Origin of the sequence: Maridesulfovibrio sp., assembly GCF_963676065.1 — a bacterium.
In the GTDB taxonomy this organism is placed as follows: Bacteria; Desulfobacterota; Desulfovibrionia; order Desulfovibrionales; family Desulfovibrionaceae; genus Maridesulfovibrio.
The window spans coordinates 1,332,174-1,348,112 of sequence record NZ_OY780933.1 but is presented as its reverse complement, the minus strand read 5'-3'; the positions used below and the strand labels follow the sequence as shown (position 1 = coordinate 1,348,112).

16 protein-coding genes are annotated in these 15,939 nt (G+C 50.6%); all 16 read left to right on the top strand.

Going from position 1 to position 15,939, the window contains the following annotated elements; translation table 11 throughout:
* Positions 1-8 precede the first annotated feature (8 nt).
* The 16 genes from ACKU35_RS06010 to ACKU35_RS05935 are packed head-to-tail and all read left to right on the top strand — an operon-like array spanning position 9 to position 15,877.
* Entirely contained in the window at positions 9-668 is a 660-nt protein-coding gene (locus ACKU35_RS06010) for a type IV secretion system protein (protein ID WP_319764090.1), read from the top strand.
* Positions 669-676: 8 nt separating this feature from the next.
* On the top strand, positions 677-1,672 hold the full coding sequence (gene trbG, locus ACKU35_RS06005) for a P-type conjugative transfer protein TrbG (protein WP_319764089.1): 996 nt from the start codon (positions 677-679) through the stop codon (positions 1,670-1,672).
* A complete protein-coding gene (locus ACKU35_RS06000) occupies positions 1,669-2,397 on the top strand; it encodes a toxin co-regulated pilus biosynthesis Q family protein (protein WP_319764088.1) in 729 nt (242 codons plus the stop codon). The genes trbG and ACKU35_RS06000 overlap by 4 nt, the downstream gene beginning before the upstream one ends.
* 2 nt (positions 2,398-2,399) lie before the next feature.
* Positions 2,400-3,899 (top strand): type II secretory pathway component PulD-like protein, encoded by a 1,500-nt coding sequence (locus ACKU35_RS05995; RefSeq protein ID WP_319764087.1) that lies wholly within the window; start codon positions 2,400-2,402, stop codon positions 3,897-3,899.
* Positions 3,900-3,901: 2 nt separating this feature from the next.
* Complete coding sequence (gene pilO2 / locus ACKU35_RS05990; RefSeq protein WP_319764086.1) at positions 3,902-5,155, top strand: type 4b pilus protein PilO2; 1,254 nt, start codon at positions 3,902-3,904, stop codon at positions 5,153-5,155.
* Positions 5,142-5,891: a type IV pilus biogenesis protein PilP gene (gene pilP / locus ACKU35_RS05985; RefSeq protein WP_319764085.1), complete on the top strand. Its 750-nt coding sequence runs from the start codon at positions 5,142-5,144 to the stop codon at positions 5,889-5,891. The genes pilO2 and pilP overlap by 14 nt, the downstream gene beginning before the upstream one ends.
* A gap of 3 nt (positions 5,892-5,894) precedes the next feature.
* Positions 5,895-7,505 (top strand): ATPase, T2SS/T4P/T4SS family, encoded by a 1,611-nt coding sequence (locus ACKU35_RS05980; protein ID WP_319764084.1) that lies wholly within the window; start codon positions 5,895-5,897, stop codon positions 7,503-7,505.
* On the top strand, positions 7,492-8,562 hold the full coding sequence (locus tag ACKU35_RS05975; protein WP_319764083.1) for a type II secretion system F family protein: 1,071 nt from the start codon (positions 7,492-7,494) through the stop codon (positions 8,560-8,562). The genes ACKU35_RS05980 and ACKU35_RS05975 overlap by 14 nt, the downstream gene beginning before the upstream one ends.
* Before the next feature lie 10 nt (positions 8,563-8,572).
* Complete coding sequence (locus tag ACKU35_RS05970; protein ID WP_319764082.1) at positions 8,573-9,046, top strand: type 4 pilus major pilin; 474 nt, start codon at positions 8,573-8,575, stop codon at positions 9,044-9,046.
* Positions 9,047-9,058: 12 nt separating this feature from the next.
* Positions 9,059-10,039 carry an ATPase, T2SS/T4P/T4SS family gene (locus tag ACKU35_RS05965; protein WP_319764081.1) on the top strand — a complete coding sequence of 327 codons (981 nt, stop codon included), beginning with the start codon at positions 9,059-9,061 and terminating at the stop codon, positions 10,037-10,039.
* On the top strand, positions 10,036-10,473 hold the full coding sequence (gene pilM / locus ACKU35_RS05960; protein ID WP_319764079.1) for a type IV pilus biogenesis protein PilM: 438 nt from the start codon (positions 10,036-10,038) through the stop codon (positions 10,471-10,473). Before ACKU35_RS05965 ends, pilM begins: the two co-directional genes overlap by 4 nt.
* An 8-nt stretch (positions 10,474-10,481) precedes the next feature.
* Positions 10,482-11,621 (top strand): shufflon system plasmid conjugative transfer pilus tip adhesin PilV, encoded by a 1,140-nt coding sequence (gene pilV, locus ACKU35_RS05955; protein WP_319764077.1) that lies wholly within the window; start codon positions 10,482-10,484, stop codon positions 11,619-11,621.
* An 11-nt stretch (positions 11,622-11,632) separates the two neighbouring features.
* On the top strand, positions 11,633-12,292 hold the full coding sequence (locus ACKU35_RS05950; RefSeq protein ID WP_319764075.1) for a tail fiber protein: 660 nt from the start codon (positions 11,633-11,635) through the stop codon (positions 12,290-12,292).
* Positions 12,293-12,301: 9 nt separating this feature from the next.
* Entirely contained in the window at positions 12,302-13,525 is a 1,224-nt protein-coding gene (locus ACKU35_RS05945) for a TrbI/VirB10 family protein (protein ID WP_319764073.1), read from the top strand.
* A 2-nt stretch (positions 13,526-13,527) separates the two neighbouring features.
* Positions 13,528-15,471: a type IV secretory system conjugative DNA transfer family protein gene (locus ACKU35_RS05940; protein ID WP_319764071.1), complete on the top strand. Its 1,944-nt coding sequence runs from the start codon at positions 13,528-13,530 to the stop codon at positions 15,469-15,471.
* Positions 15,452-15,877: a hypothetical protein gene (locus ACKU35_RS05935; protein ID WP_319764070.1), complete on the top strand. Its 426-nt coding sequence runs from the start codon at positions 15,452-15,454 to the stop codon at positions 15,875-15,877. Before ACKU35_RS05940 ends, ACKU35_RS05935 begins: the two co-directional genes overlap by 20 nt.
* The last annotated feature ends 62 nt before the right edge of the window (positions 15,878-15,939 follow it).

Below are 15,939 nucleotides of genomic sequence, written 5' to 3'. Positions count from 1 at the left end.
AATAATCAATGTCTAAAACAACTGAATCCCCATACCTCAACGCCAAAGAAGAATGGTTTGAGCGCTACGGCAGTTACATAACCAGTCGTAACCAGTGGCGTAATTTTGCCCTTGGCCTGCTTGCTACCTGCCTTCTTTCGCTAACGATAAATACCATTCAGGCTACCCAGAATAAGGTCGTTCCCTACGTGGTTGAAGTGGATAAACTCGGTCATTCTGTTGCCGTGAAACGTGCTGATCAGGCTGAACCTATTTCCGCCCGGATCATTCAGGCCGAAATCGCCAACCTCATCGTCAATTGGCGGACCGTTACCGCTGATATTGGGCTACAAAAGAAGATGGTTCAGCGCATGTCCTCGTTTGTGATCGGCGCGGCCCGTGGCGCGACCCGCAGTTGGTACGAGGCGAACAACCCTTATGAACGGGGCCAGAAGGTACTCGTTGAGGTTGATATCAAGGGCATTCCTCTCCCGGTCAGCTCCGAAAGCTGGCGTATAGAATGGCTGGAAACAGTGCGCAACCATTCCGGTGTCGCCATCTCCAGCACCAAATATGAAGCGACCGTAAAAGTTCGCATATCTTCCCCTACAACTGACAGCCAGATCATCCGCAACCCTGCCGGTGTCTATATCACCGAGCTGTCATGGGCAAAACTTCTTGAACAATAGGAGCAGAAATGAAGTATCTCATTTTTACCTTATTCTTTGTTCTAATCGCCTGTTCCTGCTGGGCTGCGTCTAATCAGCAGCAAGCTGGACAGCAAAATTCTGAACAGGGATTGATGAACACGGTATTTGCACAGCCTTCACCACCTAAAAACAGTGCTGAAGTAGCAAAAAATCAGTCTTATTTGACGACCGCAATAGCGCAGCCGGACTACATCTCTAAAACAAACGTTCGTCTTAATAGCAAAGAATGGGAAGCCCTCAAGCTTTCCAAAGAATGGATCAACCGCAAAATTAATCCGGTCATGCAGAGCAATGGCAAGGTTGTTTACGTCTTCGGCGCAACCATGCCAACCATCATCTGTTCCCCGCTCATGACTTCTGATCTGGAGCTTCAGCCCGGTGAAAACGTCAATGATGTAATTGTCGGCGACACCGCGCGCTGGATGGTCGTTGTAGGACAATCCGGAACACCAGGCCGAGAAGCAACCCACATCATAATCAAGCCACTTGATGCCGGACTCGTAACAACTGCCGTAATCACCACCGACCGCAGAGTTTACCATCTAAAGCTTGTCTCCCGGCGCAAGGACTACAATCCATATGTTTCTTTCATCTATCCGGAAGATCAGCAGAAAGTCCTCAAGGCCAGCCTGAAGCGCAAAAAGAAAAAAGACATCTGGGACACCACCCAGATCGAAGGAAAAAACGTGGATCTTTCCGCTTTGGACTTCAGCTACACCATCAGCGGTGATGATGCGAGCTGGAAGCCTATGCGCGTATACAACGACGGAATCCGCACTTTTATTCAGTTGCCGAGGACTTCTACCCAGACTGAAATTCCGGTGCTGCTGGTAGAAAAGGCCGGGCAGGAAGCGATCGTCAATTACCGGGTCAAGGGCAACGCCATGATCGTTGATGAGATCTTTGAAAAAGCAATCCTCGTGGCCGGAACCGGAATGGATCAGGCCAAAGTGGAAATAACCAGAATTGAGGTGACCAAATGAGAATCCTGATTCTGATCATCCTGCTGATCTTCCCCACCGGCTGCAATGCTTGGCGTGCAGCAACCAAACAGGTCGAAGTGGTTGAACAGGCCGCGCCAATGTATGAAGAGCACGAAGTTGACTCCATCGTTGAGGAAGCAGCGCTCAAGGTTGCCGCCCATTATCCTCCGGGCCGCACCGTGCTGCACCTGACTGTTTCCGACAATCCCTGCGGCTGGAAATTTGAAGCTAACCTGCGTGAACAGGGTTTCCAGTTCAGTCCTAAAACAACTGATCACAATGTGCTGGATATGAATATGGTCTTCGATTCCATCACTAACAGCACACTCTATTATCTGTACCTCGGTTCTTCAGACGGCTGGTCCTTCGGGCAGGTCTACAACCTGACTTTTGAAGGATTTGAAAAATCCGGTCTACTTACCCAGACCCCGGCATTCTTTGAATTTGTCGGCGGTGATGCCGAGCAGGTTGAATCACCTCTTAACGAAAACTGGTCGATCGTTCCCGGTGGTCTTCGTGACCAGCTCAAACGCTGGGCCGGTCGCGCCGAATACACGCTGGTCTGGAAAGCAAATCACGACTTTGAAATGCAATCCCACGCCACCTTCAGAGACACATTTCCACGGGCAATCAAACGCCTCTTCTCTCGGATGCACGCAAACGGAAATTCCCTGCGCGTGACCCTTTACCAAAAAAACAAACACATTGTTGTCAGCGAGGATTAAGCATGAAACGCATATTGCTACTCATACTCATCTTTTCTTTTACCCTGTGCAGTTGCGCTCCGCTCCAGTCTTCCCAACAGGAACGCTCGGTGAAAAGCCGTGCAGCTTCCATGAGAGCGGCCAGCAGCAAAAAAACTGTTTCTATTGTCCATGCTCCATACCTTGGAGCCATTCCGGTAGAGCTGGACGACAACAGGCTTCCTTCGATCTTCAACCGGCGCGTGACCCTGACCAACAGGATCGGAACCGCTTCCCAGATCGCCAAGTGGATCAACGAACTTGTACCGCTGCACATTGAGGTTGAAGCCGAAGAAGCCACCGGCAAAGAAAAACAGAAGCGCATGCGCATCAATTATGATGGCAATCTTTCCAATCTGCTGAACACCATGTGTGAATATTTCGGCATGGGCTGGGAATATGACCAGCAAAGCGGAAAGGTTGAAATTGCGCGTTTGCAAACCAAGTCTTTTAACCTTGCAGTTGCTCCGGGCAATATCAAATACGAATCGACCATTACCAACAAATCCCAGACTTCTGGCAGCTCCGGCGATTCCAGCAGTATGGAAGGAGTTGGCCAGACCACAAGGACCTCGGACAGTGTCAGCCAGACAGCCCAGACCAACAAAGCCAGCTTTGAAGGAGATGTCTGGAAAGACACCGAAAAATCCATTGAAGCAATGCTTTCCAAAGACGGCAAGGTTGTTGTCAATGAAGCAGCCGGCATGGTCACGGTTACCGACACCGCCCCAGTCCTGCACAGAGTAGGCAGATACATCAAATCCCTGAACACCAAGATGGGCAGGCAGGTTGCCTTGGCCGTAAAAGTCTGGGCTTTAGAAATAAATCGTAACGCTGATGTCGGCTTTGATATTGAATCCGTTCTTAAAGCCGGACAATCCAGCTTCAGCATGCTCGGTGGCCAGCCTTACAGCACAATTTCCGGTGCCGGGACTCTGACCGCCGCAATTCTGGACGGTAACTGGAAAGATACCAAGCTTATGCTCCGTGCTCTGAAGCAGCGCGGCCGTACCACCCTGCTTACTTCCGGTTCCGGGATTGTCATGAACAATCAGGCCCTACCCGTTCAGGTGGTCAAGCGCGACACCTATCTTGCCGGAATCAGCTCCACCACCACGGAAAATTCCATGCAGACCTCCGAGCTGACACCGGGTGAAGTTTCCACCGGCTTTTCCATGACTGTGATCCCGCACATCATGAACAACCGGAAAGCCATCCTGCAATACAACATCACCCTTTCCTCCCTTGATTCCATGGAGGAGTTCACCTCCGGTGATCTGACCATTCAGCTACCGCAGGTATCTACCCGCAGCTTCAGCCAGCGGGTCAAAATGAAATGCGGTCAGACCTTGGTTCTTGCCGGTTTTGAACAGGAAACCGACCAGCAATCTAAAGGGATCGGAATCAGCGCAGGTGGACACAGCCAAAAATACGGCAAATCCCTAATCATGATCACAATTGAGATGGAAAGTGCCGGGGTATAACCATGCGCAGTATCAAAATTAAAAAGAAAGAATACGCCATCGGCTTCTGGTGGCAGATACTCGACGGCAAAGGAAAGAAGCAGCTCTTTGCAAAGGCTCGCTCTGTCGCCGAAGACTTCAAGGATCGCAAATACAATTGCCTTGTTCCCCGCAAGCAACAGTATGGCCTTGGTTCCTGCGAAGGAGACAAAATCAAACGGCTGCCCTCTCTGGCCTGTGCGCTGGTGGAGAGATCCACCGACACTTGGATCGGCATGTTCTATCTTGCCGACGATCTCTGGTGGGTCTGCGCAGTCAGCAAGAAAACAATTGTTGCTGAAGGCGATCAGTTCTTCAGCTCCCGCGCGGAAGCAAAGGCTCACCTTGCCAGTCTGAAATCCATGTCCAGCTGGAACAAGGACAATGAATACATCTGCGAGTCAGTGGATGAATCCCTATCCCATTTTGAAGGGCTGCTTAAAGCTTCTGAACGGGTTCAACCGCTCCACCCGGAGCACTCCAATCTGAAGCTCATCATTGGAGTGGTATTCATTCTTACAGCCTGTGCAGGCTGGTATATGTGGAATGGGTACCAGCAGGATCTGCGTGAAGCAGAACAACGCAGGCTGGCCCATGAAGCCCGCCAGAAGGAACTGCAAAAACAAAAAACAGTTCAAAAAGATCCGGAACAACTCTTTGCCATGGTTTGGAAGGAGACTCCCCTGCCGTCGACATTTGCTCATGATTTCCTGCGCACTGTTCGTAATTCCGAACCTTACACATTAGGCTGGAAACTGAGTTCCATAGTGCGTGATGCAAACGGAATCTATATGGCCTGGCTGCATCAGGAAGGAGCGGATTTCACCAATCGACCGACCATTGACAAAATCAATTCCACCCTTGGCTCAAAGCCTGAGCTGGCCGACCTGAGCATTGATTACCCCGAAGCTGAGCACCGCCCCGAACAAGACCTCATCAAAAAAGGCGACGCAACTGCAAGGCTTTATGAATTGACCCGCAATCTCGGAGCCAGGCTGAACCTCACTTGGCAGACTCCGGAAACCAAGAAGCTGGATAACAAGATCCTCAAAAAAGCCGTTGCCGTCACAGCTCCTTGGGTCAAAGGAGAGTGGAAACTTTCTGCTCTCCCGGTCGGGGTAACGATCGAGGACGCGCTATTCACTGCAATGGATTCCATACCTTGTCTGGTCCTTTCAAAGATCGACTTCACCAACAACCAATGCACCTTGGAGGGCCAGATTTATGCGAGTTATTAGCCTGCTTTTTCTGATCATTCTCGTTGGGGTCTTCTCCAGTAATCAGGGCTTTGCTGAAGACTTGGCCAACCTGAATCCGGAAGGAGAACTCCTGATTGATGTGGATACAGTCAACGCTACCAATGCAGCCAATGCCACGACCCCGGCTAATGCAACCTCAGCCATGACACAGGCCAACGCAACAAACGCGACCGCTAATTCCATCGTCGCAAATGCCACGATTATACCTGCTTTCATGACCGGCTCGAACAGTACGGGCGAAGCTCAACCACAGGAAGCTTCAGCATCAGCTGAAAACGCAACCGCTGAACAGGAACAAACAACTAAACCTGAAGCAATAGAACAAGCCGTTCAGCCCACTCCCACCTTTGCTAGACCTGCGGTAAGTCTTGGCGATGCTAACTATTTGCGCAGTCTGATTGCGTACAAAAAGCTTCAGGTGGCGCTCGCCAAAGAAAACAAAAAACTGCTTGAGCTGACCGCTCCAGTCCCGACTCCAACCGAACCATTAAGTTCAAAATCCACAACCAAGAAAAAACACCGTCCCACATGGCCCAAGATTGTTTCCATCCAAGGTGTGGACGGCAGGCTTTCCGCTACCCTTTCCAGCTCCGCAGGAATCGAGACTGTGCGGGTCGGCAGCAATGCCGGTCCCGGCAAGGTCATATCCATAACCCCCAATAAAGTTCTGGTCCGCTCTAGCGGCAAGAACATTGCCTTGAAGTTCAAGGAGTAAATGATGACTGAAACTGAAATTCCCGTAAGCCTTCAGGAACGAGTCCTGTTTCTGGAAGGCAAAATTATCATCTCATCAGAAGTGGAAGATGATGCAACCCTGATGTCCTTCTTGAGCTACGCCGCACGAAAGGGATTTAAGGAAAGCGAAAGGCTCAAACCTGAAGAATTCCAGAAGCTGCGCAAGAAGCACTTTGTACGCGCTGAAACCAAAAGTGATATTCAGGATCTCGCCATTGAAATCATTGCAGACGCCTTCAATGAAGGAGCCTCTGACATTCATATCGGTGATTACGGTCCCTTTGCATCCATTCAGCTCCGCAAGCTGGGAATGTTGCAAAACCACCGTGAACTCATGGGCGAAACTGGCCGCAAGGTCATCACGGCCATGTATCAAACCATGTCCAACAGCGCGGATACGACGTTCATTGCCAAGGAAAGGCAGGATGGCAGAATAGTCAGCAGCGACTGGCTTCCAGCTGAAGTGCATTCCATCCGTATGCATACCGAGCCGCTTGAATGCTCCATGGCTGATAATGGCATTGGGACATTCATGGCCCTGCGTCTACTCTACGACCGCACTACCGCAAAGGGTAGCCTTGAACAACGGCTTGCTACTCTCGGCTATTCAGAACGACACATCCGCCGCTTCCAGTTTCTAACCCAGCGTTCAGGACTTACTCTACTTTCCGGTCCTACCGGACACGGTAAATCAACCGCACTCAAGCACATCATGGAAAGCATGGCCGAGGATCACCCGGAAAAGAACTTCCTCGCCATTGAAGATCCGCCGGAATATCCGCTGGAACGGGTCAAACAGGTCCGGGTCAGCACCAATGATCAGGACGATAACCGAGGCGCAGCCTATCGTAACGCCATCGCCGGTGCTATGCGTTCTGACCCCGATGTAATTATGATCGGCGAGATCCGGTACCCCGAAGCAGCTTCTGCCGGACTTGATGCAGCCCAAACCGGTCATGGTGTCTGGTCAACCGTCCACGCAAACTCCGCTTTAGGAATTATTCCTCGAATGGTTTCCCTGCTGCGTGCGGCCCACTATCCCGATCCACTGGAATACCTCTGCGACCATACGGTTCTCTCCGGGCTGCACCACCAGCGGCTTGTGCCGGTGCTCTGTCCGCACTGCAAACAGCCGATTTTAGAGATCACAAAACTGGATCAGGACAACGAGCTGCGCCGCAAAAGTCTTCCGCAGCCGGTACTGAACCGCTTGATGCGCGCAGTGGATAAAATGGGTGACAAGAACGTCCATATCCGTGGTGAAGGATGTAAAGAGTGTGCCGGCATGGGAATTATCGGCCAGACCGTAGCCTCTGAAATCGTCACCACTGACCATGTGATCCTACGTAATATCCGCGCAGGAAACATGGAAGCCGCTTACAAACACTGGCGGCACGAACAGAACGGTCAGACCTTTGTCAGCCATGCCATTGAACTCATCGAGCAGGGAGTTATTGATCCATACCTTACTGAGCTACGTCTTGGAGTTCCGCTGAACTACGCCAAGGCCTTTGACGACTTCAATCTCTCGGCTTCCGACTTGGACGAGCTGGCCGGATCAAAAAAAGTGGAGCAGCCCAATGCAACAGCCTGATTTGACCACAATCATTGCCAAGCTATTCTTCGGTGATTCGGTACGCATCCGCTTTTACAGAAAGCTGTCTGCCCTGACCCGTCACGGAGTTAGCGCGGTAGACAGTGTTTCCGAACTACAAGAAAGATACGCCAAACATCGTAGCCCTTTGGCCCGTGTGTTGACTGAAGTCTCCGCTCGACTGGATTCCGGCAGCAAGCTGGATGAAGCCATGCACGGATTCGTTCCCGCTGAAGAAGTCATGCTCATCAACAGTGGAGTTAACTCCGGAAAGCTCTATGAAGCCCTTGATCTTGCCGTGCGCTTAATTCAGGCCCGGATGAAAATCGTCAGCTCCATGCGTAAGGCATTACTTAAACCCACACTCTGGGTATGCGGATTAATTGTCTTGCTATTGGTTATATCTAGATTCGCCATGCCCAAATTTGCTCAACTGTCCAACCCTGAACACTGGGAAAGCGGAGCAAAAACTCTCTATAGCGTAACTTGTTTTATTGATTCCACGGCAGGAACAGTTCTCTTTGCCGGAATCATCATGGCCTTCCTGTTCTCGCTGGCAACCATCAAAATATGGACCGGAAAAATCCGCGTGCGTTTTGATTCCGCCCCTCCATGGTCGTTCTACCGGCTAATCATCGGCAGCCTCTGGCTATTCACCCTTTCTACTTTGATGAAATCGGGAATCCAGCTTTCACAAGCCATTAATGAAATGCTGTCCACTCCAGGAACCAGCCCGTGGCTCAAAGAGCGACTTCAGTCCGTAAAGGCTCAGCTCAATCTTGGTAAAGGACTTGGGCAGGCACTGGACGATTCAGGATACCAGTTCCCGACCACAGAAATCATTGAGGACCTGCGCATCTACTCACGTCTTCCGAACTTCGATAGCCAGCTGCACCTCATTGCCGAAGAAATGCTCGATGAGGGAATCGAGAAAGTAGAAAAACAGGCTATAATTATTAGCTATTTTTGCATCATTTCCATGACTGCAATTGTGTCAAATATAGTTTTGGCTCTTTCATCCATCTATCAACAACTCGGTCAAACCATAGCTTATTAAGGAGAAAAAAATGACCTTACTTGAAACACTCAGCTGCCTGCTCATCGCCATTCTCGTTGTTGGAGGCTCAATACTCATGACGAAAAAAGCAATTGAAAGCGACAAAATCAATAGAGCCGTACAGAACCTTTCAACTTTTCGCCTTGATGCAAAGAACCTCTACAAGGGAGAGCCTGATTTTACAGGACTGACTACCGCAGTTGCAGTCAATAATGAAATTGTCCCAGACGAAATGCTCAAAAGCAACGGAGATGTCCGCAACGTATGGAACGGAATAGTAACCCTTGCCGCCGGAGCCGATCCGACAACCTTCGTTATCACACAAAACGATATTCCGAAGTATGCCTGTGTAAAATTAGCAAGATCAGGATCATGGGAAGCTCTTTCTATAAATGGAGTTGAAATAGATCTGGAATCTAGTGTGATCTCAGCAATCAACGACAATCTTCAGGACAGCAACACCATAGTCTTCACCTCCAACTAACAGAGGCTTTAAATGGAACTCAAAAGTGTATCATTCACAGATTTAATTCTTCATGAGAGCGGGGAGGCTTTCATGAAAGGTTGCGACTCATGCGGCCAGAAACTTGTTCCCTGTGAGGACGAAATAAAGAAGGAAATAAGCATCCTTCATAGAGAAGTCCTTAAAGTCCATGAAGAGAGTGGACGACACACTTTCCGGGTCAAGCATGAAGAGATTGGTTACCGGGTCGCCTTATATGAAGGCGTGGATTGGGGAAGCGGCAAGGTCTTCTTTCTGCGCCGTATTCAGGAGGAGGTTGAAAACTTTAACAAAATCGGCATGCCTGATGCCATTGCCAAATGGCTTCTCTCAGAAAAGCAGAGTAAAGGTCTGGTGCTTTTTACTGGCGCGCAGGCCTCCGGCAAAACCTTCAGCGCGTCCTCTCTGGTGGCGACCCGTCTTGCCACCCTTGGCGGTCATGGAGTCAGTTTTGAAAACCCCGCAGAAATGCCTCTTGACGGAAAACATGGTGACTACGGTTTCTGCTTTCAGGCCGAAATCGAACGCGAAGAAGATCTGGCTGAAGGCATTGAACGGTCGCACCGTTTCGCCTCCCCTAACATCATCTACATCGGAGAGATCCGCAGTAAACACGCAGCAAGTGAAGCCCTGCGGGTCTGCCTTGGTTCAGACAAGCAGATTGTCATCGCCACCATGCACGGTTTTGACCTCGTAACCGCCCTTGAACGACTGGTAACCATGGCTCGTGAAATAGACGGAGATATTGCCAGCCAGAACCTTGCCCAGGGGCTGCTTGCGGTTGTGCATCAACAATTGGATCAGAATGAGGACGGTAAGAAAATCCTCAAAGTTCCCCAATTCCTGCTGGTTCCATTTAATGAAAAATACGCTGGCCTGCGCGCCAAGATCAAAAACAACGAAATGATCGGGCTGCAGGAAGAAATGCGTGAACAGGAAAACACAATTCAGTTCATGGGGATTGATTCCATATGAAGACTCTCGCAGCACTCTTCACCCTGCTTGGCGTGCTGGCAATGGTCACGCCGGAAACGCTCATCAATACTCATATGAATGAGCCACAGGCGCGAGCAGTAGCCGTTAATTTCGGCGTCTACCGCAACGCAGTGAATGAGTTTGCCATAGCCCGCCCCAACGCTTTTACAGGAATCCCCATTCCCTTGTCACTCCTTGACCTGCCGTCCGGTTGGAAATCCATGCGTGCATGGACCAACCGACCGGACGGCGGGAACTTATACGTCTGGGGGCCAATCAAAGAAGGCGAAGCAGCGGAAATTATGACGCTGTTCATGAATTCCTATGCAGTAGGAATCAAGCGCAATGGATCACTGGTTAACGCCCATGGAATCGGCATAGCCCTGCCTGCATTCATACCTAACGGCAACATCGTCAGCGTGATCATCCCATAGGAGCAAAGATGAAAATTAACCCTAAAAATAAGCAGGCCGGAATGGGCATGGTGGATGCGATCGCTGCATTGCTCATCCTTGCCCTGATGTCCCCCATGCTTTCGGACATGATGGATCGGGGATTCCAGTACGTGAACGAAAAGAATGTCAGCAGCCATCTTGCTGCTGTACTTGATTCGGCTTCCGATTACGCCAAGGAACATTACGCGAATCTGGTCAGCTCTTCCACGGCCAGCAGTGCCACAACTGTGACTATGGCCCAGCTTCGTTCCGGGAACTTCCTGCCTTCAGGATTCCAAGACTTAAACGGCTGGGGTCAGCGATACGGAATCTATGTGCTCGAACCGAACACGGATGATTTGCAGGTTGTCGTCCTGACTTATGGCGGACGCACAGCCGCAAATGACAAAAGCTTCGCTACAGCTTCAGCTCCATCAGCTGCGGCCATGGTCGGCGGTGCTGGTGGTTACATTCCCACCGGAGATCTTCCCGGCCAGACTTCAACCGAGCTGCGCGGTTCTTACGGAGGATGGACGGTCAACCTTGCCGGGACAAACATTCCCGTTCCAAGTCCCGGCCATATCGGCGGACGCGCTTTCCTGCGTGAAGGAGATCTCAGCCAGGATTTTCTCTACCGCGTGGAAGTTCCCGGACATCCTGAGCTGAACGAAATGTCTACTGAGTTGGATATGACCGACCACGCGATTGAGAACGTAAAAGAAATTCAGTTCGACGAACACACCATCGCAGACATCGATGCTACCGGCTTTTGCGGAGATCCGGAAAAAAAAGGCCGCATCTTTTTTGATCCTGCAGTCGGCCTTTACATCTGCCGTGAAGGTGAGCCGCAGATCCTTGCCGACACCGGCAACTCCCAGCTTTTCAAAGATGCGACCTACGCCACAGACGGTGAACTCATACCCAAACCGACCTGCCCTCCGGGCGTTACTTCAGTACCGCAAATCTTCGTGGCCCCGGCAGTCTTTGCCGAGGGAGCACAGTCGCAGGCCTTTGTAGCTGTCCAGTCATGGGCAACGGATGAAGGCGACAACTGGCGCGTTCATCTGCGCATCAAAGACGTAACCGACTCATGGGTATCCCCTCCCTCCGGATACGGCAGAGTAATGGTGCTGACCACCTGTAACTAAAGGAGAATATCATGAAGACAAAAGAAAAAAGACCAATGTCATTCAGAACTCTTATCATAGCAGTTTCCGCCTGCATCGGATTACTGGCAGCAATACTGATTGCCCTTAATTATGCCCCAAACGCCTTTGCTGGAGATGCAACCAGCTTCAACCCTACTTCTGTTGCAGTTCAAGCGCGTGCCGCTAGCGACACCCCCATAGGCGGAGTCATCCCATATAGGGGGAGTTCTGTTCCTGATGGCTGGCTTGAATGTAACGGCCAATCAACAGCAGGATACCCTGAACTTGCTGCCGTAGTCGGCGCAAATGTTCCTGATCTACGCGGTGAATTCATCCGAGGGCTGGACAGTGGTCGCGGTGTCGATGCTGGTCGGACACTGGGCAGCGCACAGGATGATGCAATGGAGAAACATTCGCACCAAACTACGCTTAACTTTTCGGGAAATGGTCAGGCATATGGAACCGTTGGTGGTTCTTCTTCTCCTGGGTCCTCTGGTCCAACAATAGGACGAAGATCGGGAGATTTTTTATCTCCGATGTCAGCGCAATGGGCAAAAATCGTTAATATCCCTTTTTCTGGGACTGGAACTGGGACCTCCACTCAGACAGGAACCGCAGACGAAAATCGCCCCCGCAACGTAGCCCTCATGTATATCATCAAGGCTGAGTAGGAACCGATCATGTCAGATTCTCCTAACAGCCTTGCACGGCCCAAAGTAAAAGTAACCAAGCTGGACAGCCGCATCCTTTACGTTGGAATTGCGGTGGGCGTTCTACTGGTTATTGTCCTGATCTATGCCGTCCAAAGCTCCACCTCCAAGACCAAAGGGACTACGGAAAGTCTTGTCTCTCCCATTTCTGAGAAGGATATGAAACAGACGGTTCAGAGTCCGGATAGATCCGCTGGACTTTCCCTTCCTGACCCTGAAGAGAAGAAAGAAGAAAAATTACCGCAAACCCAGCAAGAAAAACCGCTGGTTACGGTGGTTCGTCCTCAAGAACCTTCAGAAACTGAAAAGCAAAGACTTAAAGAACTTCAGGACCTACGGACTTTCAAACTTGAGCGCATGAAAGCGGCCCTTGCTGCTCCACTCAAGGTTCAAGCTTCCATGCCTACAAATCAAGACAACAAGATCGTACAGAGAACAATTGAAGATGTGCGTTCCCGTCATCCTTTAACTGTTCCTGATCTATCCGCAGCAACTCCTACCGAAAATGACGACCGCAGGGACAAGGAAGACTTTCTCAGTACCCGCGCTGCCAAGGACGGTTCCTGGCAGCTACCTTTTGAACGGGTTCCCGGTAAACGATTCGAGCTGAAAACGGGTTCTGTCATTCCCGGAATCATGATCACCGGCATTAATTCGGACCTTCCCGGGCAGATAATCGGACAGGTCAGTCAGAACATATACGACACCGCCACCGGTCAATACATGCTCATCCCGCAAGGCTCCCGCATGATCGGCCTTTATGATTCCAGAGTCGCTGCCGGACAGACACGGGTACTTGTTGCGTGGAACCGAATCATTTTCCCGGACGGCTCGTCCATCACCCTCGGAATCATGCCCGGAACCGATGTCGGCGGATACGCCGGTTATACCGGAGACGTGGACAACCACTATCTGCGAATCTTCGGTTCTTCAGCCATCATGAGCCTAATCAGCGGAACCATGGCTTTTGCAGTGGACTCCTTCAACAAAGGATCTTCCTCCCGCGAAAATCCCAGCCTGCAGGATGAACTAGGCTCAGCTCTCTCCAGCCAGCTCGGTCAGTCCACACTTTCACTTTTGCAGAACAACATGAGCATCAAACCTGCCATCAGCACTGCACCCGGCAAGCGTTTCAACATGGTCGTTACCAAGGACATCGTTTTTGCCCGTCCTTACAAGCCGTACAGGAGCTAAAGATGAATAATGAATATGGACTTGGAACGAAAAAGAAAAAGACGAAGACTGGTTTGCTATACCTGATCTTCACGATTTTACTGGCCCTGATTGCTATGGGCTACGCAACACAGAACACAGCAGAGCTATACGGATATCACAAAGCATTGGGACCGACTGCGTATAAACAATTCTACTGGCCGTGGATGATCTTAGTTTGGCTCCCGAAACTGGCCCCGCACAAACTGCTTGATGCTGTAACTTCAGAAGCTGAAATGATCTTTGTTTTTCCACAACTTGTAGCTCTATTTGTCATTGTTGCAACCATGAGAAAGATAAAGGCAGTCGAAGATATTCATGGGACAGCACACTGGGCCGAGAAAAAAGAAATTAAGAATGCCGGCCTGCTGGGCGGATCAGGGGTCTATGTCGGCGGTTGGCAAAATAAGAAAGTCCTCCACTACCTGCGCCATAGCGGACCGGAACATATCATGGCCTTTGCGCCTACCAGATCAGGTAAAGGGGTTGGTCTGGTGCTACCAACCCTGCTTTCATGGGGTGAAAGCTCCATCATTCTCGATATCAAAGGAGAAAACTGGGCTTTAACCTCCGGCTGGCGAAAAGCTCAAGGCCATAAGGTCATGAAATTTGACCCCACTGATACCACGAACGGTTCAGCTCATTACAATCCTCTTGCCGAGATCCGGCTGGGAGGACCATATGCCATACCTGATGCCCAGAACATAGCCAGCATGATCGTTGACCCTGATGGTAAAGGCCTCAAGGACTACTGGAATAAAGCGGCATTTGGATTTTTTGGAGGAGCTATACTGCATTGCCTGATTCATTTTCAAATCAATGAAGGTCGCCATGCCACACTGAATGACCTTTCACTCATGCTTGCCGATGAAGACCGGGATATGTCCGAACTATTTGAAGAAATGCTGACTAACGACCATGTGGCAGATCTTCAAACTCTTTTCGGCGATTCCATGAGCGAAGAAGCAAAAATCGCCATCAGAAAATTTATTGCCGCTGCTGCCCGCGAAATGCTTAATAAGGCCGATGCCGAACTTTCCGGAGTCGTATCCACTGCCGTTGCAAACATGGCCCTTTACCGTGATCCAGTAGTCAACTGGGCTACTTCCGGTTGCGATTTCCGCATCGCAGATCTCATGAATTCCGAGCAGCCCGTTTCACTCTATCTGGTTATCCGCCCTTCTGACATCGACCGCTTGCGGCCGCTGGTTCGATTGATCCTGAACATAGTCCTGCGCCGCCTGACGGAAGAAATGGAATTTTCCGCCGGTGAGGTTAAAGCCAATTACAAGTACCGCCTATTACTCATGCTTGATGAGTTTACCTCACTGGGCAAGATGGAAATATTTGAACGCGCTCTGGCATTTATGGCCGGCTATGGGATCAAGTCCTACATCATCGTGCAGGATCTCGCCCAGCTCCAATCTGCCTACGGAAAAGATGAATCCATAATGAGCAACTGCCACCTACGCATCGCTTACGCGCCGAACAAGATCGAAACTGCGCAGATCCTTTCAAAGATGTGTGGTGAAACCACTATCATCCAGAAAAAGACCTCACTTTCAGGAACCCGCAGCGGACACATGAACAGGGCCAACATCAGTATTTCCGAAGCCAAGCGCGCCCTGCTCACTCCCGATGAATGCATGCGGCTTCCCGGTGCAGAAAAGGATCGCAACGGCAAAATCATCAAGGCCGGAGACATGCTCATATTCCCTGCCGGCTTCGCTCCCATCTACGGCAAACAGATCCTTTTCTTTCTTGATCCTGAATTCCTTGAACGGTCGAAAATTCCGGCCCCGGAAAAATCCGACAAACTCAACGAGCAGATCGAAGAAACGCCAGCTCCTAATGAGCCGGCAATAGACTTGGATGCTGAGATGGAAGAGCTGGAAGAGGACACTGTTTATGAAGATGAAGAATACTGAAATTGAAACACTGCTCCCGGTGCGTTTCCCGCGTGAAGCCTGCCGGACCTGTCCGTCCTGCGCTGCATGGATGGCCGCTAATGGAACCAGAAAGACAGGCCGTCCCGACTGCCCGGTCTGCCACGGAGATGGCCGTGTTCCATACATGTTTTTGCCTCCAGAACAAGTTTCCGGGCGCGCCCTGGTGAATATTGAGCAGGGACCTATTCCGCTCCTGAAGCCCATGTTCGGAGAATGCAAAGAACCGGGCAAACACCGCTCCATGCAAATGGGGAAACAGGTGCGCTGCCCCGGCTGTGACGATCTCTGCGTCATGCCTGAAGGGATCAGCGCAGGCGATCTTATTTCAACTGATCTCACTGAAAGGAGAAGATATGCGCCCTACCCGCTCAAAGCAATGTTGTAACGGGATTCAAATCAACTCGGACATGAGCAAGCTTTTTCATGTCCGCTCTCAAGACAATAATT

What these genes read in the sequence shown, in the direction of transcription:
- ACKU35_RS06000 (WP_319764088.1), top strand. Translation starts at nt 1,669, where the DNA reads ATGAGAATCCTGATTCTGATCATCCTGCTGATCTTCCCCACCGGCTGC.
- ACKU35_RS05980 (WP_319764084.1), top strand. Translation starts at nt 5,895, where the DNA reads ATGACTGAAACTGAAATTCCCGTAAGCCTTCAGGAACGAGTCCTGTTT.
- pilM (WP_319764079.1), top strand. Translation starts at nt 10,036, where the DNA reads ATGAAGACTCTCGCAGCACTCTTCACCCTGCTTGGCGTGCTGGCAATG.
- ACKU35_RS05975 (WP_319764083.1), top strand. Translation starts at nt 7,492, where the DNA reads ATGCAACAGCCTGATTTGACCACAATCATTGCCAAGCTATTCTTCGGT.
- ACKU35_RS05935 (WP_319764070.1), top strand. Translation starts at nt 15,452, where the DNA reads ATGAAGATGAAGAATACTGAAATTGAAACACTGCTCCCGGTGCGTTTC.
- ACKU35_RS05940 (WP_319764071.1), top strand. Translation starts at nt 13,528, where the DNA reads ATGAATAATGAATATGGACTTGGAACGAAAAAGAAAAAGACGAAGACT.
- ACKU35_RS06010 (WP_319764090.1), top strand. Translation starts at nt 9, where the DNA reads ATGTCTAAAACAACTGAATCCCCATACCTCAACGCCAAAGAAGAATGG.
- ACKU35_RS05970 (WP_319764082.1), top strand. Translation starts at nt 8,573, where the DNA reads ATGACCTTACTTGAAACACTCAGCTGCCTGCTCATCGCCATTCTCGTT.
- trbG (WP_319764089.1), top strand. Translation starts at nt 677, where the DNA reads ATGAAGTATCTCATTTTTACCTTATTCTTTGTTCTAATCGCCTGTTCC.
- pilV (WP_319764077.1), top strand. Translation starts at nt 10,482, where the DNA reads ATGAAAATTAACCCTAAAAATAAGCAGGCCGGAATGGGCATGGTGGAT.
- ACKU35_RS05995 (WP_319764087.1), top strand. Translation starts at nt 2,400, where the DNA reads ATGAAACGCATATTGCTACTCATACTCATCTTTTCTTTTACCCTGTGC.
- ACKU35_RS05950 (WP_319764075.1), top strand. Translation starts at nt 11,633, where the DNA reads ATGAAGACAAAAGAAAAAAGACCAATGTCATTCAGAACTCTTATCATA.
- pilP (WP_319764085.1), top strand. Translation starts at nt 5,142, where the DNA reads ATGCGAGTTATTAGCCTGCTTTTTCTGATCATTCTCGTTGGGGTCTTC.
- ACKU35_RS05945 (WP_319764073.1), top strand. Translation starts at nt 12,302, where the DNA reads ATGTCAGATTCTCCTAACAGCCTTGCACGGCCCAAAGTAAAAGTAACC.
- pilO2 (WP_319764086.1), top strand. Translation starts at nt 3,902, where the DNA reads ATGCGCAGTATCAAAATTAAAAAGAAAGAATACGCCATCGGCTTCTGG.
- ACKU35_RS05965 (WP_319764081.1), top strand. Translation starts at nt 9,059, where the DNA reads ATGGAACTCAAAAGTGTATCATTCACAGATTTAATTCTTCATGAGAGC.